Annotated in this window: 18 protein-coding genes; 8 read left to right on the top strand and 10 right to left on the bottom strand. The window is 69.5% G+C overall.

Going from position 1 to position 23,830, the window contains the following annotated elements; translation table 11 throughout:
• Window positions 1-346 precede the first annotated feature (346 nt).
• Window positions 347-1,315 carry an LPXTG cell wall anchor domain-containing protein gene (locus tag E4J16_RS04155; RefSeq protein ID WP_136192739.1) on the top strand — a complete coding sequence of 323 codons (969 nt, stop codon included), beginning with the start codon at window positions 347-349 and terminating at the stop codon, window positions 1,313-1,315.
• Between the two features lie 16 nt (window positions 1,316-1,331).
• On the top strand, window positions 1,332-2,423 hold the full coding sequence (locus tag E4J16_RS04150) for an LCP family protein (RefSeq protein ID WP_136313338.1): 1,092 nt from the start codon (window positions 1,332-1,334) through the stop codon (window positions 2,421-2,423).
• Window positions 2,424-2,466: 43 nt separating this feature from the next.
• Here E4J16_RS04150 and E4J16_RS04145 read toward each other — a convergent pair whose 3' ends face one another.
• The 7 genes from E4J16_RS04145 to E4J16_RS04115 all read right to left on the bottom strand — a co-directional run bounded on the left by E4J16_RS04145 (window position 2,467) and on the right by E4J16_RS04115 (window position 10,622).
• A complete protein-coding gene (locus tag E4J16_RS04145; protein ID WP_136313337.1) occupies window positions 2,467-3,624 on the bottom strand; it encodes a glycerate kinase in 1,158 nt (385 codons plus the stop codon).
• Window positions 3,625-3,668: 44 nt separating this feature from the next.
• Window positions 3,669-4,673: a 2-hydroxyacid dehydrogenase gene (locus E4J16_RS04140; RefSeq protein ID WP_204519936.1), complete on the bottom strand. Its 1,005-nt coding sequence runs from the start codon at window positions 4,671-4,673 to the stop codon at window positions 3,669-3,671.
• Between the two features lie 41 nt (window positions 4,674-4,714).
• Entirely contained in the window at window positions 4,715-6,175 is a 1,461-nt protein-coding gene (locus E4J16_RS04135; RefSeq protein WP_136313336.1) for a xylulokinase, read from the bottom strand.
• A 42-nt stretch (window positions 6,176-6,217) separates the two neighbouring features.
• On the bottom strand, window positions 6,218-7,045 hold the full coding sequence (locus E4J16_RS04130) for a class I fructose-bisphosphate aldolase (protein WP_136192735.1): 828 nt from the start codon (window positions 7,043-7,045) through the stop codon (window positions 6,218-6,220).
• Between the two features lie 147 nt (window positions 7,046-7,192).
• A complete protein-coding gene (locus tag E4J16_RS04125; RefSeq protein ID WP_204519934.1) occupies window positions 7,193-8,272 on the bottom strand; it encodes an alcohol dehydrogenase catalytic domain-containing protein in 1,080 nt (359 codons plus the stop codon).
• A complete protein-coding gene (locus E4J16_RS04120; RefSeq protein WP_168709460.1) occupies window positions 8,269-9,126 on the bottom strand; it encodes a DeoR/GlpR family DNA-binding transcription regulator in 858 nt (285 codons plus the stop codon). Before E4J16_RS04120 ends, E4J16_RS04125 begins: the two co-directional genes overlap by 4 nt.
• Window positions 9,127-9,296: 170 nt before the next feature.
• Window positions 9,297-10,622, bottom strand: coding sequence for an MFS transporter (locus E4J16_RS04115; RefSeq protein ID WP_136192733.1), 1,326 nt, complete (start codon window positions 10,620-10,622; stop codon window positions 9,297-9,299).
• A gap of 354 nt (window positions 10,623-10,976) precedes the next feature.
• On the opposite strand from E4J16_RS04115, the gene pepN reads away from it, so the two are divergent.
• Complete coding sequence (gene pepN, locus E4J16_RS04110) at window positions 10,977-13,565, top strand: aminopeptidase N (RefSeq protein ID WP_136313334.1); 2,589 nt, start codon at window positions 10,977-10,979, stop codon at window positions 13,563-13,565.
• Window positions 13,566-13,729: 164 nt separating this feature from the next.
• Window positions 13,730-14,188, top strand: coding sequence for a PTS sugar transporter subunit IIA (locus tag E4J16_RS04105; RefSeq protein WP_136192731.1), 459 nt, complete (start codon window positions 13,730-13,732; stop codon window positions 14,186-14,188).
• Window positions 14,189-14,276: 88 nt separating this feature from the next.
• On the opposite strand, the gene malQ is transcribed toward E4J16_RS04105, so the two are convergent.
• Both malQ and E4J16_RS04095 read right to left on the bottom strand, forming a co-directional pair.
• The gene (gene malQ, locus E4J16_RS04100) at window positions 14,277-16,433 is read right to left on the bottom strand and encodes a 4-alpha-glucanotransferase (RefSeq protein ID WP_136192730.1); all 2,157 of its coding nucleotides are present in this window, start codon (window positions 16,431-16,433) and stop codon (window positions 14,277-14,279) included.
• 279 nt (window positions 16,434-16,712) lie between these two features.
• Window positions 16,713-16,943, bottom strand: coding sequence for a PTS sugar transporter subunit IIB (locus E4J16_RS04095; protein WP_136192729.1), 231 nt, complete (start codon window positions 16,941-16,943; stop codon window positions 16,713-16,715).
• 311 nt (window positions 16,944-17,254) lie between these two features.
• Between E4J16_RS04095 and ptsP the strand changes: the two genes are divergently transcribed.
• The 4 genes from ptsP to E4J16_RS04075 all read left to right on the top strand — a co-directional run bounded on the left by ptsP (window position 17,255) and on the right by E4J16_RS04075 (window position 21,808).
• Window positions 17,255-18,952, top strand: a complete 1,698-nt coding sequence (gene ptsP, locus E4J16_RS04090; protein WP_136313333.1) for a phosphoenolpyruvate--protein phosphotransferase — start codon at window positions 17,255-17,257, stop codon at window positions 18,950-18,952.
• A complete protein-coding gene (locus E4J16_RS04085) occupies window positions 18,949-19,944 on the top strand; it encodes an acyl-CoA thioesterase (RefSeq protein WP_136313332.1) in 996 nt (331 codons plus the stop codon). Before ptsP ends, E4J16_RS04085 begins: the two co-directional genes overlap by 4 nt.
• A 471-nt stretch (window positions 19,945-20,415) precedes the next feature.
• Window positions 20,416-21,192 carry an Ig-like domain-containing protein gene (locus E4J16_RS04080; RefSeq protein ID WP_136313331.1) on the top strand — a complete coding sequence of 259 codons (777 nt, stop codon included), beginning with the start codon at window positions 20,416-20,418 and terminating at the stop codon, window positions 21,190-21,192.
• The gene (locus E4J16_RS04075; protein ID WP_136313330.1) at window positions 21,113-21,808 is read left to right on the top strand and encodes a hypothetical protein; all 696 of its coding nucleotides are present in this window, start codon (window positions 21,113-21,115) and stop codon (window positions 21,806-21,808) included. The genes E4J16_RS04080 and E4J16_RS04075 overlap by 80 nt, the downstream gene beginning before the upstream one ends.
• A 193-nt stretch (window positions 21,809-22,001) precedes the next feature.
• Here the strand turns inward: E4J16_RS04075 and ettA are convergent, their stop codons facing one another.
• Window positions 22,002-23,684, bottom strand: coding sequence for an energy-dependent translational throttle protein EttA (ettA, locus tag E4J16_RS04070; RefSeq protein ID WP_136313329.1), 1,683 nt, complete (start codon window positions 23,682-23,684; stop codon window positions 22,002-22,004).
• Window positions 23,685-23,830: the final 146 nt, after the last annotated feature.

Genomic DNA, 23,830 nt, shown 5'->3' with positions numbered 1-23,830 from the left:
GGCCGCCCGCCGGGCACGGCCGACGGCTCCCCCGCCCGGCGTCGCTCACTCGCGTGGTGCGCGTGTCCCGCCCCGCACGTGCCGTGGCGGGACACGCGCCGTGAGCCCTCCAAACAGCTCTGCGGGCATGGGTACTTCTCCCCACCGATCCGCATCCAAACAACCACCAACTTGGGATGTAAGTCCCGTTTTTGGGACTGGTGTGACTACTGAGAGCCCAAGCAACCCTGAAATCACGGATAGATCACACACAATGAGGTTGTCTCTGAACCGAGATCTGAGACAGGGTAGGGGGCAGTCCGGTGCCGCCCCGCGCCGCGGCTTGTCTATCCCACTTGGAGGATTCATGCGTCTGGGACGCCCCATCACCATAGCCACCGCCGCCGCCCTCGTGGCCGGTGGTCTTGCCGTATCCACCCCCGCGCTCGCGTTCACCACCGAGAGCGGCTTCACCCTTGATGCCCCCAGCAACCGGGTCGTCGACCCGAGCTCCTCACTGACCGTGACCGGTTCCGGCTGCGGCACTGCGGAGAACCCCGGCCAGGTCAGCGTGGCCCTGACCAACGATGAGGACGGCTCCGTCTTCTCCACGCCGGTCACGGTTGAGGCCGACGCCGGTGGCACCTGGAGCGCCACCCTGGACCTGAGCGCGGCCGTCGCCGAGCTCGGCACCGACCCCAACGTCGACCCGTGGTACGTCGCCGCCCAGTGCCTCGACTACAGCGGCGCCATGAGCGACACCGCCGGCGAGCAGATCATCCTCGACGGCACCAGCTTCTCCGGCGAGTACGTCATCTCCGGTGAGGCCGGCGCCCAGTCCTTCGAGATCACCGCCTCCGGCCTGACCCCGGGTGAGACCGCCACCGCCGTGCTCCTGCGTCAGGAGGACGCCGAGTCGGCCGACGCCACCCCGGTCGCCACCATCGGCTCGGCAACCGTCGACGAGAACGGCGACTTCAACGAGACCTTCTCCGCTCCCTCCGTACCCGACGGCACCTACATCCTGCGCCTGACCGGTGACCGCTACGGCGAGGGCGGCGACTCCACCACGCTGATCACCGTCTCCGGTGGCGTGTACAGCCTGTCCGCGCGCACCAACGACGACAACACCATCACCCAGAACGAGCAGCCCGGCACCAGCGCCCCGACCACCGGGGCGACCGGTACCTCCGCAACCGTGGCCGTCACCGTCCCCGCACGGGAGTCCGGCAAGGAGCTCGCCAAGACCGGCGCCGAGGGACTCGGCCTGACGATCGTCGCGGCCGGCCTGCTCGCCTCCGGCGCCGCGCTCCTGGGCGCCCGTCGCCGCGCCTGACCGGTAGTCTGCGGGGATGACCTCACCTGAGCGGTCACCCGCGACATCCAGCACCCGCAGTCGCGCCCACCAGGCGGAAACCGCCTGGTGGGCGCGACTGCGTGCGCGCGCACGCAGACACCCCCTGCTCACCACCGTGCTCGTTCTTCTCGCCGCGACCCTGGCGCTGGGGCTCGGCGACCTCGGCCTGCTGTACTCCCGGCTGGAGCGCTTCGACGTCGCCATGCCCCAGCAGAACGCCACAGGCACTGCGCTGACCGACGGGGGCGGCCCGCAGGCGGAGACCTGGCTGGTGATCGGCACCGACTCGCGCACGTCCCTGCCAGACGGACCCGCACGCTATGGCGGAGTTGAGGACGTCGGAGACGGTGCGCGCGCCGATGTCGCCGCCCTGGTGCGCCCCAGCGCCACCGGCCTGGACGTGCTGATCCTGCCACGGGACCTGGTCGTGGCCGAGGGCCAGTTGTTCGACGAGCGGCTGGCCACGTCCTTCCTGCAGGGCCCGCAGTACACCGTCGATGCCCTCTGCTCCGCGTACGGCATCACCACCGCACACGTGGTCACAGTCGATATGGCGCAGTTCGCCGGCATCGTTGACGCCGTGGGCGGGATTGACGTCGAGCTCGACGAGCCGGTGCGGGATGCCTACGCCGGCCTGGAGATCGATACTGCGGGCATGCAGCACCTGGACGGCGTGGATGCGTTGGCGCTGGTGCGTTCCCGCCACCCCGAGGTGCTGCGTGACGGGCAATGGGTGGCACTGTCGGACCAGGAGGGGGCTGAGCGGCGCAGTCGCTTCACCGGCATCGTCATGCGCTCGGTCATGTCCGCGCTGGTGGACCAGGGCCATGGCCCGCTGGCCCTCCAGTCACTCGCGTGGACGCTGAGCGGAAACCTTGGGGTCGACGCCGGGACCGGGCTGCGCGACCTGGCCGGCCTGGCCCGTTCGGTCCGCAGTGCCGGGGGCGCACCCGGAGACTCCGTCAGGCTGGTGGAGGTCCCGGCCGGCCCGGTGGGCGACGGTTTTGCGGCGCCGCCCACCGACCAGACCTACGCGACCCTGGCGGAATACGGCTACGCGCCCGGAGCCTGCACCCCCACCGACTGACTCGCCGAGATCGGTAGATCTTACGTGCCGAGATCGGTAGAAGTTACGTGCCGAGATCGGTAGAAGTTACGCACAGCTGCCCCGCACCGGCTGGGGAACAGCGCCGCAGGTAGTCGCCGACGGCGCGGCGCAGGTTCTCCGGTCCGTGGCGCAGGGCCAGCTCCAGGGGCTCGTCTGCGGGCCCTACCTTCACCAGGTCCCGTACCCCGTGGTCGAGCAGGTTCTCGGCCCCGTCCCTGATCCGCCCGGCGAAGACCACGCACGGCACCCCGGCCTGCGCCGCGACCGCAGTCACCCCTGCGGGGGTCTTCCCCGCCAGGGTCTGGGCGTCCACGGACCCCTCCCCCGTAAGCACCAGGTCGGCTCCGGTAACGGCGTCGGCGAGGCCGACTGCGCGGGCCACCAGCTCAACCCCGGGCTCAAGGGAGGCGCCCAGGAAGACCCGTAGGGCGAAGCCGAGCCCGCCCGCGGCTCCCGCCCCGGGCGTATCCGCCTCCGGCTCATGGCCGGATACCCGGGCGACGTGCGCCAGGGCGCGATCCAGAGCCGGCACCATGCCGGGGGTGACCCCCTTCTGCGGTCCGAACACGGCGGTGGCGCCGGTGGGTCCGGTGAGCGGGTTGGTCACGTCGCAGGCGACCTGGAACCGGGTCCCGGCGAGCTGCGGCAGGAGCTCAGAAGTGTCGACCTCGTTGATCCTCTCGAACTGGTCGAGGTAGGGGGGAACAGCCTCACCGCGCCCGCTGCGGAGCCGGGCACCCAGGGCGGTGAGCATACCCAGGCCGGCGTCGTTGGTGGCCGAGCCACCGATGCCCAGCACGATCGTGCGGGCCCCGCGACCGACCGCGTCCTTGATGAGCAGCCCCAGCCCGGCGGTGTTGGAGCGCAGGACGTCACGGTCGGCGGGGGCGATGAGCTCCAGGCCGGCGCAGCCGGCCACGTCCATGACGGCGCGATCACCGTCGAGCCCGTAGGCGGCACGGAGGGGCCGACCCAGGGCGTCGACGGTTGGCGCCGTGACGGACTCTGCGCCCCAGGCGGCGCAGACCGCATCCACGAAGCCCTCCCCGCCGTCGGACATGGGAACCATGACCGTCTCGGCATCGGGATACACGTCATGGACGCCGCGCTCCATCGCCTGGGCGGCCTGAAGAGCCGTCATGTTCTCCTTGAAGGAGTCGGGTGCCAGGACCACTTTCATTGGGTTGCCCTTTCAGTCTCGTGTACGCGGTGCCCGCCGCCCGGTCAGGACGCCTTGACCGGGGTGAGCGGTTCGCGCCCCTGAAGTACCGCGCTGACATTGTCGACGGCGAGGCGGCACATGCGGTCACGGGTCGCCTCTCCGGCACTGGCCGTGTGCGGGGTGAGCACCACCTGCGGCCTGGCTACCAGCTCGGGGTTGACGCGCGGCTCGCCCTCGAAGGTGTCGATGGCGGCGCCGCGCAGGTGCCCGGAGTCGATCGCCTCGATCAGTGCCTGCTCGTCGACGATGCCGCCACGGGCACAGTTGACCAGGTAGGCGCCCGGCTTCATGAGCGCGAGCGTCTCGCGGTTGATCAGGTGGCGGGTGGAGGGCAGCAGCGGCACGTGCAGGGTGACCACGTCGGAGACGGCCAGCAACTCCTCCTGGGCGACGATCTCGACGCCCTCGACCGTGGAGCCGAGTGGCCGGGTGGCGTCGGCGGCGATGACGCGCATGTCGAAGGCGCGGGCGCGCCGGGCCACCGCCCTGCCGATGCGCCCCAGGCCGATGATGCCCAGGGTGGCGCCGGCGGAGACATCCAGGCCGACGAACATGCGCGGACCCCACACCCACTCATTGCCCTCGCGGATGAAGCGGTCGGCCTCGACGATGCGCCGGCCGAGCGCCAGAATCAGGGCGAAGGCGTGGTCGGCGGTGGCGCCGTCGAGCACACCAGGCGTGTTGGTGACCGTGACCCCGTGGCGGGCGGCGGCATCCAGGTCGATGTTGTCGTATCCGACAGCCACGTTGGCCACGATCTTCAGGCTCGGGCCGGCGGCGGTGAAGAACTCCTCGTCAATGCGCTCGGTGAGCGTGACAATGGCGGCGTCCTTGCCCGCGACCCGCTGCAGGAGCTCCGCGCGGGCGGGCGGCGCCTCCTGGCCGACGTCGAAGCTGAGCCCGGCGTGGGAGTCGAGCTCGCGGGTGACGGCATCGGTCAGTAGCCGGGCGACGTACACGGACTTGGGCGGCATCACAGCCTCCACACTATTTGCAGAAGTGATCATGGAACTGCCTTTCGTGAGGGTTTGCAAATGGATATGGGCGGTCAGATCTCCGGCAGAGGATCGCGTCCGGTCGCCTCGGCCCAGGAGGCGCGGAAAGCGTCCCAGCGGTCGTCGTTGATGGCCACCCAGTCTGGCCGTGGACTCACCCGCCGGGAGACGACCTCCGGCAGCACCGCGTCGGCGACCGTCGCACCGCACATGCCCGCCGCGCCGATGGCCGGCAGGTAGGACTCGTCGACCAGGTCCAAATCGGCGTCGAGGATGTCGGCGAGCATCTGGGGGAAGGCCTCGTCCGCCCCGAAGGCCCCGGTGACGTAGATGGAGCCCGAGCCCTTGGGCACGCAGGACCCGAGCACCATGCGGTCCACCAGCAGCACGCCGTCGACGATGCCGCGGGCCACTTGCGCGCGACTGGTCTCCCGGGTGATGTCGATCAGCCGGGCGCAGGGAGCCTCGAACCACAGGGGGCCGCGCTCCCGCATGACATGCGGAATGAAGAACGGGGCGGTGACCGCGTCCTCGCGGGAGATGTCGTAGGCGGTGCGGATCATGCCGGCCACGCCGCCGTCGGCCTCGCCGAAGCCGGCCACCAGCGCACCGGTGGCCAGGGCGTCCCCACCGTTGGTAACCCCGTTGATCAGCCACTCGCCCGGCCGGTTGCCGCAGCGTTGCAGGGCGGTGGCGCGGGTGTCCGGAGCGGCCAGGCAGGAGTTGATCACATGGGTGGTGCCCATGATGAAGAAGGGCTTGGTACCGGGCCTGGTCCCCAGGGCATAGGAGGCCGCCGGGGTGTCTGCCGAGCCGACCGACACGGGCACGCCGGCGGGCAGGCCGAAGTCGGCGGCCGCCTCCGGCGTGACCGTGCCGAGTACCTCCACCGCGTGCTTGACCGGCGGGAGCGTGCCCGGGTCTATGTCAAGCAGCTCGACGGTCTCCTGGATCCACCCCCGTTCCGGCTCCAGCGTGTTGAAGATGCCGGAGTAGGAGGCCTGGGTGGGGTCCAGCGCGGTCTTGCCCGTGAGTAGGGCGCCGAGCCAGGTGCCGGCCATGCCGAAGGTGGCCATGCGTGCGAAGGAGTCGGCGTCGTGCTTGCGCAGGTAGGGGTGTGCCAGGGCCATAAAGGTCGACTGCGAGGGGTGGTTCCCCGTGGCCGCGAGCGCCTGCTCCGAGCGTCGGCCCGAGAACTGGTTGAAGTAGTAGCGCAGGATGTTGTTGTCCCACACCACGCCCAGTCCGCAGGCCCTCCCGGCCGCGTCCAGGGGCACGGCCACCGGGCAGTGGACGTCGATGCCGACGCCGGCGGCACCGGCCAGGGCCGGCCCCAGCTCGGCCAGCGCGCCCCGGATGGAACCCTCCCAGGCCCGGGGGTCCACGCGTCCCTGCACTGAGCGGGAACGCGGGTGGGCGCAGCGGGCCCGGGCAATCACCTCCCCTCCGGCGTCGACGACGACGGCCTTGGTGGCCGATGTCCCCAGGTCGATTCCGACGAATGTGCTCATCATTGAACCTCCGTCATCCTGTCGTCTTGGAAGCGCCGCCGGCCGTCAGTCCAGCAGCTTGGCGGCCTCGGAGGGGACGACGCCGTCGTGCACCACGGCCCGCAGCGCCCGGACCATCTTGGCGGGGTCCTCGGCCTGCCAGATGTTGCGCCCGCAGGTCATGCCCACGCCGCCGGCCTCCATCACGGCGGCCGCCTGCTCCAGGACGTTGATGGGCTTGGGCGCGGGGGCGCCGCCGGCGGCGACCACGGGCGTGGGGACGGCGTCCACGACCTGCTTGAACTCGGCGGCGGAGCCGGTGTACCAGGTCTTGACGATGTCGGTACCGCACTCGGCGGCGGCGCGAGCCGCGTAGACGACGGACTCGGTGGAGCCCTTGAGGTCGCCCCACAGCTCCCCGGAGGGGTAGGCGTGGCAGATGACCGGCATGCCCCACTTGTGCGCCTCCTCGGTGGTGGCCGACATCATCTCCAGCATGGCGGCCTGGTGCTCCGAGCCGGCGGAGATGCCGATGGCGAGCGCGTCGGCGCCCAGGCGGATGGCGTCGTGGACGCCGGCGACGGTGGCGTCGTAGGTGGGGTGGAAGTCGACGCAGAAGGTGGATCCCTTGATGATCAGGGGAACCGTGACGTCGTTGTCCCACAGCAGGTGGCCCGCGATGCCCTTGAACACCGTGAAGGCGTCGGGCTCGCCCTCAATGATCCGGTTGAAGGTGTTCTTGATGTCGGCCAGGCGCGGAGCCACTCCGCGGGGCACGGCCTGGTCCAGGGCCACCGACATCATGCGGCCGTCGGCGCCGAGCAGGCGCCGCAGACGCAGCTGACGGCCGAGAGCGGGCGTAGTGCCGACGGGGTTGAGTGAGTAGACGGACATGGTGCTTCTCCTTATGGGTGCTTGTGAGCCGGCCCTGTGCCGGACCACGTGGTGACATTCGTCAGTTGGGTCGAAAAAAGGGTGTGCTGGCCGGGACTCGCGTCACGGACGCGAGCCGGGGTGCTGGTGGGTCGGGGTTGCCGGGCGTCAGGCCCAGACGTCGACGCCGACGCGCATGTCGGCTCCGGAGGCGGCCAGGTCGATGGCCTCCGTAGCGCGGTCGAGCGGCAGCTGCGTGCCGATCAGGTCGGCGACCTTCAGCCGACCGTCGTCGATCATCGGGGCGACCTGTTGGAAGTTCTCCCGGCGGCAGGAGGAGGCGCCGACGATCTCGTACTCGTTGTAGTGGATGTCATTGGCGACGAACTCGAGCTTGGCCTCGGAGTTGAAGCCGGCGAACACCGAGATGCGGGCACCGGGGGCGAGCACCCCGAGGTATGGGGACATGGCCTCGGGACGGCCGATTGCCATGATGACCACGTCGACGCCGTCGGGGGCGAACTCCCGGATCTGGTCGGCGATGCCGTCCGACGGTGCGAGCACCTGATCGGCCCCGGAGGCGCGGGCGATGGCGTGGCGGGCCTGGTTGGGCTCCACGGAGATGACCTGGCGCACGCCCTGCGCCTTGGCCAGGCGGATGTGGATCAGGCCGAGTGGTCCCGCCCCGGCCACCAGTACCGTGTCCGCCCCGGCCACCTTGGCCAGGTTCTGACCGTTCAGGGCGCAGGCGACGGGCTCCACGATGGCGGCCTCACGGGAGGAGACGTGATTGATCGGGATGAGGTTCTCGCGGGCCTGCGCCGGCACGCGCACGTACTGGGAGAGGCCGCCGTCGAGCTGGTAGCCGAAGGCGACGCGGTTGCGGCAGATGTTGGGGTGCCCCTTGGAGCAGGCCGAGCAGTTGCCGCACGGGACCAGCGGGTAGACGCAGACCTGGTCACCCATTGACACGCCCTCGGGCAGGTCTCCGTTCACGGCTACCACTTCTCCGGCGAACTCGTGCCCGAGTGTGGAGGGCAGGTTCACGTTGCGGGTCTTGCGGCCGGTGTAGATGCGCACATCCGTGCCGCACAGCAGAGCACCGGTCACCTTGAGCAGGACGTCACCCGGCTCGAGCTCGGGGATCGGCACTTGCTCGATCCGCATGTCGTTGGGGGCGTACAGCACTGCCTTCCGCATGGTGGCGCTCAGATCGACGGTCGTTGTGACGGTCGCATTACTGGTCATGGTTCTTCCTTGGTGTTGCTTGGGTCTGTCGGTTCCTGCTCACCGGCGAGCAGGATGGTGGTGGCGCCGCACTCCTCAAGGGCATCGATCTGATCGGAGGAGGCCTTGGCGTCGGTGATGAGCCCCCACTCATGGGGCAGCGGGGACCAGTAGGGGTAGTCGGTGTCGTCCTCGAGCTTGGAGGAGTCCGCAATGACGTATACCTGGGTGGCCTGGCGCAGCATCATCGCCTTCAGCCGGGACTGGTCGTAGGTGCGCGAGGCGATGCCACGCTCGGCGCTCACGGCGTCAGCACCCACGAAGGCGATGTTCCCGTAGATGCGGGACAGGGTCATCTCGGCGTCACCACCGCAGATGGTCTCGTTAATGCCGCGCAGGTTGCCGCCCAGTACGAGTACGTGGACCCGGTCCTGCCCTACGAGCTGGTTGATGCAGCGCAGCCCGTTAGTGACCACGGTGAGCTCGAAGCGGTTGTCGATGGCGGCGGCGATCCGCTCCGCGGTGGAGCCGGCGTCGAGGATCACCAGGTCGCCCTCGCTCAGGAGGGATACCGCCACCTGCGCGATCGCCTCCTTCTCGACGGCGTTGCTCACCTGGCGCTGAGCCATGGTCAGCTCGCGCCGCCCCGGTGCCAGCGAGGCGCCGCCATAGGTGCGGGATATGATCTCGCGCTTCTCCAACAGGGCCAGGTCCCGGCGAATGGTGACCACGGAGACGTCCAGCGCCTGCGCGAGCTCATTGACCGAGGCACGCCTACCGTGACCTTCGCCCAGCAGCTCGACGAGTCGGGCGCGCCGCCGGTCCCCCTTGGTGCGGGGCTCGTCTGTGACGTCAGAGCGAACGGTGATGGCCATGGTGCCTCCCTGATCTTTGAGAATCGCTTCTGACCGCATCGTCCCACCTCCTTTCGTCGTCGTGGTCGGTCATGCCGCATGAGTGGCGGCCTTGTAGCCTGGCGGGGCTCCCCGACGTCGCTCCGCTAAGGCACGCTCCGGCGGCGCCCTGGCGCCGTCTGCTTCAGCAGTCACACGGCGACCACGTCCCGGGAGAAGTCGATCTGCTCAACCCTTGGAAGCATGAAGGCGAATACCAGGGCGCCGAGGATGGACACCGCCCCGGACAGCAGCAGTGGCAGGCCGAATGCACCGGTCGCCCCGTAGAGGAAGCCGATCACTATCGGGTTGAGCGCCGAGCCGATGTTGGAGAAGAAGTTCTGGGTTCCTCCCAGGACTCCCACGGTCGAGGCCGGGACGAAGTCGGCCGGCAGGCACCAGATGGTCACGATCGTGAAGGCGGAGCCGAAGTAGGACACGGACATGAGTGCCAGTGCGAGGCCCGCGGTGGGGACGAAGGCCGCGCCGCCGATGACGGCGCACAGCAGCATGCCGACCACCAGGCAGGTCTTGCGGACCCTGGTGACGGTCCAGCCTCGCTTGAGCAGGGCGTCATTGATCAGGCCGCCGCTCCAGGAGCCGATGATGGAGCAGATCGGGGGGATGGCCCCGAAGGCGCCGAGCTTGAGCAGGTCGAAGCCCCGCTCGTCCACGAGGTAGGTGGGGAACCAGGTGAGGAAGAATGTCACTGCGAAGTTCACGCAGAAGAAGCCGATCATCATGGCCCACACGGCGCGCTTGCGCAGCAGCACGATCACTGGGATGGCCTTCTCCGTGCCTGCCGCGGCCGCTGCGCGCTCCTCCTCGGCACGTCCCTCGTTGATGATGGCCATCTCCTCCTCGCCGATCGAGTCGACGAGTTCCGGCCGCCGGTACAGCCCCCACCAGCCCAGGGCCCACAGGATCCCGAGCACGCCGGCGATCAGGAAGACCCAGCGCCAGCCCCACAGGCCGATGATTCCGGCGATCACCGGTGTTGCTATGGCGGAGCCGATGCGCGCGCCGGAGTCGTAGACGGAGGTGGCGCGGGCGCGTTCCCGCTGGGGGAACCAGCGTGAGACGGTCTTGGCGGAGGCCGGGTATGCGCCCGACTCACCGATTCCGAGTCCGAGCCGGAGCCCGAACAGCATGGCGAAGCTGCTGACCAGGAAGGTGGCCCCGGTGCACACCGACCACACGAACACGGAGGCGCCGAACATGACGCGCTCGCCGAACTTGTCGATCAGTGAGCCCGCGGGGATCTGCATGACTGCGTAGGACCAGGAGAAGGCGGACAGGATGAGCCCCTGCTCACCGGGGGTGATGTCGAAGTCCTTGGTCATGTAGGGCAATGACACCGAGATCGCGGAGCGATCGATGTAGTTGATGGCCAGTCCGATGGCGCAGACGACGGCGACGACCCAACGCCAGTTGGTCCTGCCCGCCCTGCGTACCCGGATGTCTGCTGGTGCCGTCATGGATACCTCCTTGTATCTCGAAACTGAACGGTCCACTCACACAGGGGACCGCGAACGATCGTTGCGATCATTCCGACACGGCAATACTGCATCAGTTGAGCGGTTCAGTCAAGAGGTAGCGATCGCATCGCTCACCAGAGTGAACACACCGATCATCGCCGGAGGTTTACCTGGGTCCTAGGTACTACGCCGTCGGGACTCCGCGGGGCACGGCCCGCTCCGGGCACCGCATCGCGGCACCGCGGCACCTCCCCGATTTCTGGCCCCCCGGCCCGCGGTGGAAGAATCGTGCTGGAGCCCGCGGCTCGCACCGTGGTTCCCAGAACGTTCGCAACTACCACCGAAGGAGCATTCGTGCCCGGTCAGAACCTCACCCGCGAGGAGGCGGTGGCGCGCGCCGCCGTCGTCTCCACCGACAGCTACGACGTCGTCCTGGATCTGTCCGGCGCCGCGGATCCCGCCAACGCCACCTTCCGCTCCACCACGACGGTCCGCTTCACCGCCACCCCGGGAGCCTCCACCTTCATCGACCTGATCGCCCCGGCCGTCCACGCGGTGACGCTCAACGGCAACGCCCTGGACCCGGAGCAGGTGTTCGCCGACTCCCGAATCGCACTGGCGGACCTGCAGGAGGACAACGAGCTGACGGTCATCGCCGACTGCGCCTATATGCACACGGGCGAGGGACTGCACCGCTTCACCGATCCGGCCGACGGCGAGACCTACCTGTACACCCAGTTCGAGGTTCCCGACGCCCGTCGCATGTACACCGTGTTCGAGCAGCCCGACCTGAAGGCCACCTTCCGCTTCACCGTCACCGTGCCCGAGGGCTGGACGGTGCTGTCCAACTCCCCCACCCCCGCACCCACGCCGGCCGCGGCCGGCGCACACACCTTCGCCTTTGAGCCGTGCGAACGCATCAGCTCCTACATCACCGCCATCGTGGCCGGCCCCTACACCGGTGTCACCGACGTCTACACGGCCGCCGACGGCCGCACCGTCCCCCTGGGCGTCTACTGCCGCAGGAGCCTGGCGGAGTTCATGGACGCCGAGGAGATCCTGTCGATCACCAAGGCCGGCTTCGCCTACTACGAGGAGCTGTTCGGCACCCCCTACGCCTTCACCAAGTACGACCAGGCCTTCGTGCCCGAGTTCAACGCGGGCGCCATGGAGAACGCCGGCATCGTCACCCACCGCGACGACTACATCTTCCGCTCCCGCCCGGTGCAGGCACGCGTCGAGCGCCGCGCCGAGACCATCCTCCACGAGCTGGCGCACATGTGGTTCGGCGACCTGGTCACCATGAAGTGGTGGGACGACCTCTGGCTGAACGAGTCCTTCGCCGAGTACTGCTCCACACTCGCCGTGGCGGAGGCGACCCGCTGGACCGACGCCTGGACCACCTTCCAGGTGCTGGAGAAGAACTGGGCCTACAACCAGGACCAGCTCTCCTCCACCCACCCGATCGCCGCGGACATCAACGACCTGCACGATGTGGAGGTCAACTTCGACGGCATCACCTACGCCAAGGGCGCCTCCGTGCTGTCCGCGCTGGTGGCCTACGTGGGGCGCGGGCCCTTCTTCGCCGGCATCAAGAACTACCTGGCGGCCCACGCCTACGCCAACGCCACCCTGGCCGACCTGCTCGGTGAGCTGGAGCAGGTCTCCGGCCGCGACCTGTCCGCCTGGACCCGTGTGTGGCTGCAGGAGGCGGGAGTGACCACGCTGCGCCTGGAGCTGGACACCAACGCCGACGGCGTGATCACCTCTGCGGCCATCGCTCAGGAGATCCCGGCGGGCTCCCCGGCGTCGCTGCGCCCCCACCGGGTGGTGCTGGGCGCCTACACGCTCGGCGCTCAGCCCCCGGCCGCTCTTGAGCGCACCGGCCGCATTGAGCTCGACGTGGCCGGCGCGCGCACCGAGGTGCCCGAGCTGGTCGGCACCGTCCGCCCCGACGTCCTGCTGCTGAACGACGACGATCTCACCTATGCCAAGGTGCGCCTGGACGCCGCCTCGCTTGCCTCCGGCCTGGCACATGTGGACGCCTTCACCGCCTCACTGCCGCGTTCGGTGCTGGTGGCCAGCGCCTGGGACATGGTGCGCGACGGCGAGCTGCCGACCACCGACTTCCTGGCCGCCGCACTGCGCGCACTGCGCACCGAGACGCACTCCAGCGTGGTGCAGGGACTGCTGGCGCGAGTGGCGACCTGCCTGTCCACGTACCTGTCCCCGGCCGAGCGGCGCGACGCGGCCGCATCAACCACCGACACCCTGCTGGAACTGGCACGTGCGTCCGAGGCGGGCAGCGACAAGCAGCTGCAGCTGGTGCGCGCCGTCGCCGCCCACGCCGTCACCGATCCCCAGCTCGACGCCGTCGCCGCCTGGCTGGACGGATCCGCCACCCTGCCGGGCCTGGTCGTGGACCAGGACCTGCGCTGGGAGCTGCTGGTGGGGCTGGTCGCGGCCGGTCGGCGTGGCGAGGCGGAGATCGCCGTCGAGCAGGAGCGCGACCGCACCACCACGGGCCGCGAGCGCGCCGCCCAGGCACGCGCGGCCGTCCCCACCCCGGAGGCGAAGGCGGCCGCCTGGCGCGAGCTGGTGGATAACGCCGGCCTGCCCAATGAGACGCAGGTGAAGATGCTTGCCGGCTTCAACATGGTGGAGCGCAACCCCGAGCTGCTGGCCCCCTACGTCTCCGAGTACGTCAAGGAGGCCGACGGCATCTGGAGCTCGCGCACCTTCCACATGGCGGAGAACCTGCTGGCCAGGCTGTGGTCCACCGCCACGGTCGGGCTCCCCGGAACCGACCCGGCGTCCGCGCTGGAGGACTGGCTGGCGACTCACTCCGACGCCCCCGCGGCCTTCCGCCGCATCGTCAGCGAGAACCTGGACGACACCCGGCGGGTGATGGCGGTCCAGGCCCAGGGGCAGTCGCGCGACTGAGTAGCCCCCGTTGCGCGCCGTCGGCTCCGCACTCCGTCAGCACGAGTGCGGAGCCGGCGCCGCGTCAGGTCATCCGGGGCGGGCCGCGCGGCTCGCTAACATGGGGCGGGGCGCGGGCTGACTCGCTCCGTCACCGGCACACTCACAGGTACAAGGGAGCCACCATGAGCACCTCGATCCACTCACCCCTCGCCGGACGCGTGATCGCCGTCGCCGCTGTGCCCGACCCGGTCTTCTCCTCCGGCATGCTCGGGCCGGGGCTCGCCGTGGACCCGGACCGTGCAGGCGGCGGGGATGTCACCGCGCTGGCCCCCGTGTCCGGCACGGTGACGAAGCTTCACCCCCATGCCTTCGTGGTGACCGATGCCGGCGGACGCAGCATCCTGGTGCACCTGGGGCTGGACACCGTGGAGCTCGAGGGTGCCGGCTTCACCCTGCACGTCGCGCAGGGAGACGCCGTCGCCGCGGGCGCCCCGGTGGTCACGTGGTGCCCGGCCGCCGTCGAGGCCGGCGGGCGCAGCCCGCTCGTGCCCGTCATCGCGCTGCAGGCCGAGGGCTCACCGATCACCTCCGCCTCCAAGGCACAGGTGGCAGCAGGCGAGCTCCTGTTCAGCCTCGCCTGACGGGCCTCACAAGGCCGCGGGTGCCGCCGCGTCCGGCTCCCGCACCTGCGGGGCGCCGGCACCGGGCGCGGCGGGTGACCGCAACGACTCAGCGGCTGAACTCCTCGCGCACCGCGGTCAGCAGGCTGGCAAGACGCACATTGCCCGGCAGGTCCTCCACGAGGACCACCTCGCCCGACCCGTCCGCCAGCGGTATCTTCCAGTTCGGGTACTCCTGGTCGGTGCCGGGCTGGTTCTGCGCGCGCCGCTCGCCGACGCCGTCCACCAGCGCCACCCCGACCAGCGCCGAGGGAGTGCGCACCACATACCGGTACAGCGCCTCAACGGTCTCGCGCTCGGAGGGGTTGTCGCTCAGCAGCTCGTATTCGCGCAGGCGCGTGAGCATGCGCTCACGCTCAATGCGGGCCTCTGTACGCACCTGCTCAATGGGCTCGGTGAGCAGCCCGAGGCGCTCGCGCAGCGTGACGTGCTCGTCCGCGAGGTAGCCGGCGGTGGGCGGTAGGTCGTGAGTATTAACCGTGGACAGGGCCAGGTGCCGGTAGGCGCCCGGCTCCAGCGGCCAGCCGTCCTCCTCCTGCTTCTCGAACCAGAGCACGGAGGTTCCCAGCACGCCGCGGCTGGCCAGGTACTCGCGCGCCCAGGGCTCCACGGTGCCCAGGTCCTCACCGATGATGACGGCTCCGGCCCGGTGTGCCTCCAGCAGGAGGACGCCGATCATCGCCTCGTGGTCGTAGCGCACGTAGGCACCCTGGTCGGCCCGTAGGCCGTCGGGGATCCACCACAGGCGGAACAAGCCGATGACGTGGTCGATACGCAGCGCACCGGCGTGACGCAGCACGGTACCGACCATGTCGCGCAGCGGAGCATAGGCGGTCTCCGCCAGCCGGTTCGGGTTCCACGGGGGCTGGGACCAGTTCTGGCCCAGCTGGTTGTACATGTCCGGCGGGGCGCCCACGCCGACGCCGGAGGCGAAGACATCGGGCTCCGCCCAGGCATCCGCGCCCCTGGGGTGCACGCCCACGGCCAGGTCGTCCATGAGCCCAAGGCTCATGCCTGCGGCCTTGGCCTCCTCCTGGGCGCGGCCGAGCTGCTCATCCACGATCCACTGCAGCCAGGCGTAGAAGTCGATGCGGTCGGCCAGCGTGCGGGCCTCATTGGCGACGAAGGCGCTGGAGGCGTCCTTGAGGGTGTCGGGCCAGCCGTCGAAGCTCCCGTACTTCTCAACGAGCGCGCACCACAGGGCGAATCGCTCCAGGCCCTGCCCCTGCGCCTGGCGGAAGCGCTCGAAGTCGCGCTGCCGGGAGCGGGAGCGGCCAGCGGCGAAGATGACCTCAAGCGCCTCGCGCTTGGCCTTCCAGGCGGCGTCACGATCAATGGCTTCGGCGGTGAGGTTCGCGTCGGCGACCTCCTCATAGGCCCACTGCACCAGCGAACGGCGCGGCCCGGACAGGCGGGACACCTCCAGGATGTTCTCGGGGCGGATGTAGATGGGGTTGACGAAGCGGCGAGTCACCGGCAGGTAGGGCGAGGGAGTCATCTGCCCCACCGGCTCGGCGGCGTGCATCGGGTTGATCAGCAGGAAGTCGGCCCCCTCGTCGCCCAGGAACCCGACCAGCTCAGTAAGGTCGTCTACGTCGCCGATGCCCCAGGAGCCGCGGGAACGGACCGAGTAGAGCTGGGCCATCACGCCCCAGCCGCGCCCGCCCAGGGACGCGGGCAGGTCCAGGTGATCGGGGACGACCGCAAGGGCGGCGGTGGCGGTATAGGCGCCCTCACCGGGGGCGTCGATGTTGGCGACGATCGTGTGCCATCCCAGCGGCAGGTCCTCGGGGATGGCGAAGGAGACCTGCGCCGTGAGGACCCCGTCCACCTCCCGCGCATTGGTCCAGTCGTCGGCCTGCAGCAGCTGCAGGCTGTCACCCGCCTCCAGACGGATGTGCACCTGGACTCGGGCACCGTCCGGCAGGTGCACGGGCACGGTCTTCTGGGTCCCGACCCGCACCACCGCGGTGGGCGGCAGGGTGCGCCGCCAGGGGGCGATCTCCACCTCACGCAGGGACTCCTCCACCTCCTGCGCATCGCCGGCCTTCACACCGAGAGCCGCCAGCACGGCAACCAGGGTTGTGCGGGAGGGCGCGGCGAGATTGCCGTGGTAGTCCCAGTACTCGGTAGAAACCCCGTGAGCCTCAGCTAGCTGCTTCAGGCGCTCGTCGGGGAGGTCGGATGCGGCGGTGGATTCGGTCATTGCGGCTCAGCCTCATGCTCGGTCGCGCGTGCGCGCGAGGGCGTCCCCGGTTGCATTGGGGCGCGGGAAGGTGGTTTCAAGCGGCGGCCCGTCTGCCTGCCTCGGCGACTGCGCGGTCGGCGCGACCGACGGGAACACCTATTGCAGCAAGCGTTTCACACGATCCGTGCCGACGCCAGTCGCCCACGCCGCCTGTCGGCCGCCCCACTCGCGCCGGATCGGGCGCGGCGGGGAGTTTACGCGGGAGGCCGGGGCGCAGTGCCCCGGCCTCCCCGAGACTCAGTCGAGTTCAGCGATCTCCTGGGCGATCTCGTCCGCGGTGGGGCCGACGACCACCTGTACCACTCGGCCGGAGCGGACCACGCCGAACGCGCCGGTGGCGCGCAGGGCGTCCTCGTCGACCTTCTCCTGATCAACTACCTCCACCCGCAGACGGGTGATGCAGGGCTCCAAGTCGGAAATGTTCTCGCGTCCGCCCAGGCCGGCGACGATCTCAGCTGCAGTGCTCATGTGTGCTCCTCGTAGTACTTCGTGCTCGACATCACTTTATCGCAGTTCGCGGAGCGCGTGCGCATCACCGGGCCTGCGAGCGGGAGGAATCCTCCCGCTCGCGAGCCACCCCGGTTTCGCCCGCGCACCGCCCGGCAACACACCGCCGGCCGAGCGAAGAGCACCGGCCCGGGCGAGCACTTTCGCGCGGCACTCAACCAGCCACAAGCTGTCAATCGTCATTCATCCGATGGCAGAATCGCCCACCGAAGCACCGAGTCGGTGCACAATGAGCCGTGACACCCGCCTCCATCGCTGTTGAGGAGCACCGTATGGCCCCGTCCGCCGCAAACCCCACCCCTCTGACCGGCATCGGCGTGAGCCCTGGACTCGTCGCCGGTCCCGTCGCCCGCATGGCGCCGGGCATCGTCGAGCCCGAGATCGCCACCCTGGAACCGAGCCGCGACATCGACAAGGAGTGCGACCGCATTGCAGCGGCCGCGCAAACCGTGAAGAAGGGCCTCGAGCTGTCCGCGGCCGAGGCCAAGGGCGACGGCCGCACCCTGCTGGAGACCACCGCCCAGATGGCGGCCGACCCCACGCTCACCTCCTCCGCGCAGGCGATGGTCCGCGAGCGCCGCCTGGTGCCGGAGCGCGCCGTCTGGGAGGCCGCGGGCACGCTGGCCTCCATGCTGGAGTCCCTCGGCGGCTACATGGCCGAGCGCACCCGCGACGTCCAGGACGTGCGCGACCGGATCGTCGCAGTGCTGACCGACTCCCCCATGCCCGGCATCCCCCGCCTGCCCGAGCCCTTCGTGCTCGTGGCCGAGGACCTCGCCCCCGCCGACACCGCACTGCTGGACCCCGAGAAGGTCGTGGCCTTCATCACCTCCGAGGGCGGGCCGACCTCCCACACCGCGATTCTCGCCCGCGCTCTGGGCATGCCGGCGATCGTCGGTACTGGGGCCGCCGTCACCGACCAGCTCGCGGACGGTGACATCGTCCTGGTGGATGGCACCAAGGGCACGGTCGTGCTCGACCCCAGCGAGGACCAGCTGCGCCGCGCCCGCGAGCTCGCCAACCGCGTGCGCGTATTCAACGGCGACGGCGCCACCAAGGACGGCCACGAGGTACAGCTGCTCGCCAACGTCGGTGACGGCGCCGCCGCCCGCTCGGCGGCCGAGGCCAACGCCATGGGCGTGGGCCTGTTCCGCACCGAGTTCTGCTTCCTGGACCAGCCCGAGGAGCCCAGCATCGACGAGCAGGTCGAGGCGTACAAGGCCGTGCTCGCCGCATTCCCCGGCAAGAAGGTGGTTGTGCGCACCCTCGACGCCGGCGCGGACAAGCCCCTGCCGTTCCTGACCGACGCCACCGAGGCGAACCCCGCCCTGGGCGTGCGCGCCTACCGCACCACGCGCCGGGACCCGGAGGTGCTCGACCACCAGCTGGAGGCACTGGCCAAGGCGGAGGCCGAGACCGAGGCCAAGGTGTGGGTCATGGCCCCCATGATCTCCACGGCGGAGGAGGCCCAGGCCTTCACTGAGAAGGCCCGCTCCTACGGCCTGCAGACCGCGGGCATGATGATCGAGGTGCCCTCGGCCGCCATCATGGCGGACAAGATGTTCGAGTACGCCGACTTCGCCTCCATCGGCACCAACGACCTGACCCAGTACGTCATGGCCGCCGACCGTCTGCTGTCCTCGCTGGCCGACCTGTCGACGGCGTGGCAGCCGGCCGTCCTGCGCTTGATCAAGCAGGCCTGCGACGGCGCGGCGCCGCACGGGCGCCCGGTGGGCGTGTGCGGTGAGGCCGCCGCCGACCCGGCACTGGCGACGGTGCTGGTGGGCCTGGGCGTGGCCAGCCTGTCCATGACCGCCCGCGCCCTGCCCGACGTCGACGCCGTCCTGAAGTCGGTAGACCTGGCGGACTGCCAGCGACTGGCGGCCATCGCCACGGCGTCGGCCACCGCTGACGAAGCCCGGCAGGCAGTACGCGCCGAGCTGCCGATCCTGGAGGAGCTCGGTCTTTGACACAGCCATACCCCGTTCCCCCCGCCAGCACCGAGCCACTTGGATCCGTCACACGGATCCTCGCCCTGGAGGAGGTGTCCGGCGAGGGGAACGGGGGTGACTCATTCACCGGCTCCTCGCTGCCGCAGATCTCCGGAAGGATCTACGGCGGGCAAGTCGTCGCCCAGGGCCTGCTGGCCGCGGCCGCAACCATGGTCGACGACGGCGACGGGCCCCGCCAACCACACTCCGTGCACGCCTACTTCATGCGCGGCGGCAGGCCGGGGCAGCCTTTGCGCTTCGACGTCGAGCGGATGCACGACGGACGCTCCTTCTCCCAGCGACGCACCACCGCATCTCAGGGCGGAGTGCCGATCCTGACCATGGTCTCCTCATTCCAGGAGCAGCAGGAGGGCATCGACGTCCAGCTGGACGCCCCTGACGTACCGCGCCCCGAGGAGCTGGTCAGCGCCCTGGAGATCTTCCGCTCCATCGACCATCCGGTGGCTAAGTTCCTAGGGCGCACGACCGCATTCGATATCCGGCATGTGGAGGGCAACATCTACCTGCGTCCGGGCAGGCGGATAGAGGGCAGGCAGCACCTGTGGGTGCGCTCACGGGGCGCCATCCCGCCAACCGCAACGCAGACGGTGCACCGCGCCCTGCTGACCTACATGTGCGACCAGGTCATGCTCGAGCCGGCGCTTCGCAGCCAGGGGCTGTCGTGGCGCAGCGAGGGCATGAGCCTGGCGACCCTGGACCACGCCCAGTGGTTCCATCGGGACGTGGACGCGAGCGACTGGACGCTGTTCGTCCAGGACTCCCCCACTTCCCAGGGCGGGCGCTCCATGGCCCGCGCGGAGGTGTTCGACTCCCAGGGCCGGCTGGTCTCAACAATCGCCCAGGAGGGCATGATCCGGACTCCCACCGCCAGCGCGCACGGCAGCGGCGACTGGGCGATACGCGTCGCCGAGGGAGACGACGGCGGACCGATTCCGGCGCCCGCCTCCTGACGGTCACCCCGAATTCACTTCGGCTTTGCGCGCCGTTGCCGTACGCGTGCCGTAACGCGACACCGCCGACATCGGCTCAAGCCCCTCTCAAAAGCACCGCCCGGGCCGCCGCGTGCTGGCCGACGTGGGCCACCATGCGGCCGGCGGCCCGGGCGGTCGCCATCCCTGTTCACGCTTGATTCCTTGAAACACCCACGAAAAGCGAAATGCACGCTTCCTGCTGTTAACTGTTTTGTTGGCAATTCGCATGCAAGCAATTCGGTGACAAACGCAACAGGTTACATCGGAGAGAACCCTCGAAACGCCGGTACGCCCCTTAGTCCGCGAGTATGATGCGCAACTGAAACCGTGCCGCCACGGAGTTCCACCCTGCTCTGCCCCGCGCTTGCAAGTGCCGGGGCAGAGCGGCGTTCCCGTGATCGCCGGTCCCATCTATTGGTCAACCCCTAACCCGCCTTAGGAAGGAGCATCATGCGCTCCCGCGCAGCTTCACGACTTCTTGCTGTGCTTGCCCTGGGAGCACTGGCCCTGGCGATGATCGCCCCCACGGCGTTCCACACCACGGCAAGTGCTGCCGAAGGCAATTGCACAGCCACTACTGAGACCCCGAACATCTCACTGCTCAAGGACGACGAGCCGGTGTCTGCCGACAACACCGCCGTCGCCTGGGAAATGCTGAAACTAGAGTTCGACCTCGCCCTCGAAGACGGCCACTGCGCCGGCCAGACTTACGAGATCAGCACCCCGGCCGAGCTTCGCTTCGACACCGGCACCACCTGGAACCTCGACACCGAGGACGGCGCCACTGCGGCGACGATGACCTACGTGATTGACGAGGGCGCCGAGAGCGGTCGCCTGGTGATCACGCTGACCGACTACGTCGAGTCCCACCAGGACGTCACGCTCACCGGCTGGGTCGACACCCGTCTGACCAGCGAGGTCACGCCGTCCACCACCGAGACCCTCACCTTCAACACCAACGGCAAGGTCACCACCGTGGAGGTGCCCGTGGGTGAGTGCGTCGGAAACTGCACCGAGATGCCGCGCGCGGCCGGCAAGTACGGTTCCGCCTCCGCCGCGGACGACAACGGCACCCGCTCGGGCAGCGTCACCATCCAGACGCCGACCATCACCGAGGAGATGGCCGCCGGGCGCCGCCTCCCTCACGGTGGATTGGACCGACACCCTGACCTCCGCGGGCCAGGCCTTCACCTGCGACGCCTCCGCCTACTCCTACACCGGCCGTAATGTGTGGGGCGACCCCACCGGCGGCACCAGCGCACAGGTGACCGTCACCAGCTGCACCGACACCACCATCTCCGGAACGGTTGTCATCCCCACCGGGCAGTTCGCTCGGATCATCCTGCCGATGACCTTCACCGGCGAGGGCCCCTGGACCGACGACGCCTCGTTGACCATCGCGGGCGTACCTCACAACGCCGAGACCACCGTGGTCCGTCGCGATGGAGGCGGCTCCGCCAACGGCAACGTTCCGGTGACGCCGGCTCCGTCTGAGTCCCCGTCGCCGAGCGAGTCGCCCTCCGCGACGCCGAGCGAGTCCCCGTCTGCAACGCCGAGCCAGTCTCCGAGCCCGAGCGAGTCGGCTACACCCACGGAATCCGCGGCCCCGAGCGAGTCGCCCAGCGCCCCGGAGTCCACGGCGCCCACGCCCAGCGCCTCGGCCACGACGCCTGCGAGTGCCTCAGGCACCACCAGCGCGCCCGCTAAGACCGCTGCCGCCACGACGCCTGCCCGGCCCTCGCTGGCACGCACCGGTGCCGACACCCTGGTGCTGGTGCTCGGTGCCGGCACTGCGCTGATCGCAGGCGCGGTTGCTCTCCAGCGCGCACGCGCACGTGACTGATCATTGTCCCCGGCTTCCGGGCTGAGGCATTCTCGGCACGGAAAGCAGGCGGGTGGGGTCACGGATCGGAATGATCCGTGACCCCACCCGCATATTTGCGCCCGCCTGCTCGGCTCAGTCGCGCGTGTTCAGCCTCCGGCACCAACGCGACTCCATCGCCTCGCAAGCTCGAGCAAGCTCGGCCTGGCTCGGCTCAGTCGCGCGTGAGCTTCCTATAGGTGACGCGGTGGGGACGGGCGGCGTCGGCGCCCAGGCGCTGAACCTTGTTCTCCTCGTAGGAGGCGAAGTTCCCCTCGAACCAGTACCACGAGGCCGGGTTCTCCTCGGTGCCCTCCCAGGCCAGGATGTGCGTGGCCACACGGTCCAGGAACCAGCGGTCGTGGGTGATTACCACCGAGCAGCCCGCAAAGTTCAGCAGCGCATTCTCCAGCGAGGACAGCGTCTCGACGTCGAGGTCGTTGGTGGGCTCGTCCAGCAGAATCAGGTTGCCCCCCTGCTTCAGGGTCAGCGCCAGGTTCAAGCGGTTGCGCTCACCACCGGACAGCACACCGGCCGGCTTCTGCTGGTCGGCCCCCTTGAAGCCGAAGGAGGCCACGTATGCACGGGAGGGCATCTCCACCTGGCCGACCTGAATGTAGTCCAGCCCGTCGGAGACCACCTCCCACAGGGTCTTGTTCGGGTCGATGCCGGCGCGGGTCTGGTCCACGTAGGACAGCTTGACCGTCTTACCGATCTTGAGCTCACCGCCGTCGAGCGGCTCCAGGCCCACAATCGTCTTGAACAGGGTGGTCTTGCCGACCCCATTCGGGCCCACGATGCCCACGATGCCGTTGCGCGGCAGCGTGAAGGACAGGTTGTCGATCAGGGTGCGCCCGTCGAAGCCCTTCCTGAGGTTGGTGGCCTCCAGGACCTGGTTGCCCAGACGGGGGCCCGGCGGGATCTGGATCTCCTCAAAGTCAAGCTTGCGGGTGCGCTCGGCCTCCGCGGCCATCTCCTCATAGCGGGCCAGGCGCGCCTTGGACTTCGCCTGACGGCCGCGCGCCGAGGAGCGCACCCACTCCAGCTCATCCTTCAGCCGCTTGGCCAGCTTGGCATCCTTCTTGCCCTGGACCTCCAGGCGCTTCTCCTTGGTCTCCAGATACGTGGAGTAGTTACCCTCATAGGGGTACAGGTGACCGCGGTCGACCTCGGCGATCCACTCGGCCACGTGGTCAAGGAAGTAGCGGTCGTGGGTGACGGCGATGACGGCACCCTTGTATGCCTTCAGGTGCTGCTCGAGCCAGAGGACGGACTCGGCGTCGAGGTGGTTGGTGGGCTCGTCCAGGAGCAGCAGGTCGGGGGCCTCCAGCAGCAGCTTGCACAGGGCCACGCGGCGACGCTCGCCACCAGAGAGGTGCTTGACCTCGGCGTCCGGCGGCGGGCAGCGCAGCGCGTCCATGGCCTGCTCCAGCTGCGAGTCCAGGTCCCAGGCATTGGCGGCGTCGAGCTGGTCCTGCAGGGTGCCCATCTCGGCCATCAGGGAGTCGAAGTCGGCGTCCGGATCAGCCATGGCGGCGGAGATCTCATTGAACCGGTCGAGCTTGCCCTTGATCTCGGCCACGCCCTCCTCGACGTTGCCGAGCACGGTCTTCTCCTCGTTCAGCGGCGGCTCCTGCAGCAGGATGCCGACGCTGTAGCCCGGGGACAGCCGGGCCTCGCCGTTGGAGGGCTGGTCGATGCCCGCCATGATCTTCAGGATCGAGGACTTGCCGGCGCCGTTGGGGCCGACCATGCCGATCTTGGCTCCCGGGAGGAAAGCCATGGTGACGTCATCCAGGATGACCTTGTCACCGTGCGCCTTGCGCGCCTTGATCATCTGGTAGATGAATTCAGCCACAGGTCTGATACGCCTTTCAAAGGGGTTGCTCGGATTCACTCGCGCCCCGACGACGATGCTCCCCGACTGCGCCGGAGTGCGGCCCTCGTCGTCGGCACGCACTGCCGCCCAGCCTACGGGAGCCGCGGACCCGGGGCGACGGCGCG

The organism is Actinomyces procaprae, from assembly GCF_004798665.1.
Classification (GTDB): Bacteria; Actinomycetota; Actinomycetes; order Actinomycetales; family Actinomycetaceae; genus Actinomyces; species Actinomyces procaprae.
The sequence above is the reverse complement of the archived record's forward strand: the minus strand, read 5'-3'. Positions and strand labels throughout refer to the sequence as shown.

Coding starts and splice junctions, on each gene's coding strand:
- E4J16_RS04150 (WP_136313338.1), top strand. CDS start 1,332: ATGACCTCACCTGAGCGGTCACCCGCGACATCCAGCACCCGCAGTCGC.
- malQ (WP_136192730.1), bottom strand. CDS start 16,433: ATGACCGAATCCACCGCCGCATCCGACCTCCCCGACGAGCGCCTGAAG.
- E4J16_RS04130 (WP_136192735.1), bottom strand. CDS start 7,045: ATGTCCGTCTACTCACTCAACCCCGTCGGCACTACGCCCGCTCTCGGC.
- E4J16_RS04120 (WP_168709460.1), bottom strand. CDS start 9,126: ATGGCCATCACCGTTCGCTCTGACGTCACAGACGAGCCCCGCACCAAG.
- E4J16_RS04155 (WP_136192739.1), top strand. CDS start 347: ATGCGTCTGGGACGCCCCATCACCATAGCCACCGCCGCCGCCCTCGTG.
- E4J16_RS04080 (WP_136313331.1), top strand. CDS start 20,416: ATGCGCTCCCGCGCAGCTTCACGACTTCTTGCTGTGCTTGCCCTGGGA.
- E4J16_RS04145 (WP_136313337.1), bottom strand. CDS start 3,624: ATGAAAGTGGTCCTGGCACCCGACTCCTTCAAGGAGAACATGACGGCT.
- E4J16_RS04135 (WP_136313336.1), bottom strand. CDS start 6,175: ATGATGAGCACATTCGTCGGAATCGACCTGGGGACATCGGCCACCAAG.
- E4J16_RS04095 (WP_136192729.1), bottom strand. CDS start 16,943: ATGAGCACTGCAGCTGAGATCGTCGCCGGCCTGGGCGGACGCGAGAAC.
- E4J16_RS04115 (WP_136192733.1), bottom strand. CDS start 10,622: ATGACGGCACCAGCAGACATCCGGGTACGCAGGGCGGGCAGGACCAAC.
- ptsP (WP_136313333.1), top strand. CDS start 17,255: ATGGCCCCGTCCGCCGCAAACCCCACCCCTCTGACCGGCATCGGCGTG.
- E4J16_RS04125 (WP_204519934.1), bottom strand. CDS start 8,272: ATGACCAGTAATGCGACCGTCACAACGACCGTCGATCTGAGCGCCACC.
- E4J16_RS04140 (WP_204519936.1), bottom strand. CDS start 4,673: ATGATCACTTCTGCAAATAGTGTGGAGGCTGTGATGCCGCCCAAGTCC.
- E4J16_RS04105 (WP_136192731.1), top strand. CDS start 13,730: ATGAGCACCTCGATCCACTCACCCCTCGCCGGACGCGTGATCGCCGTC.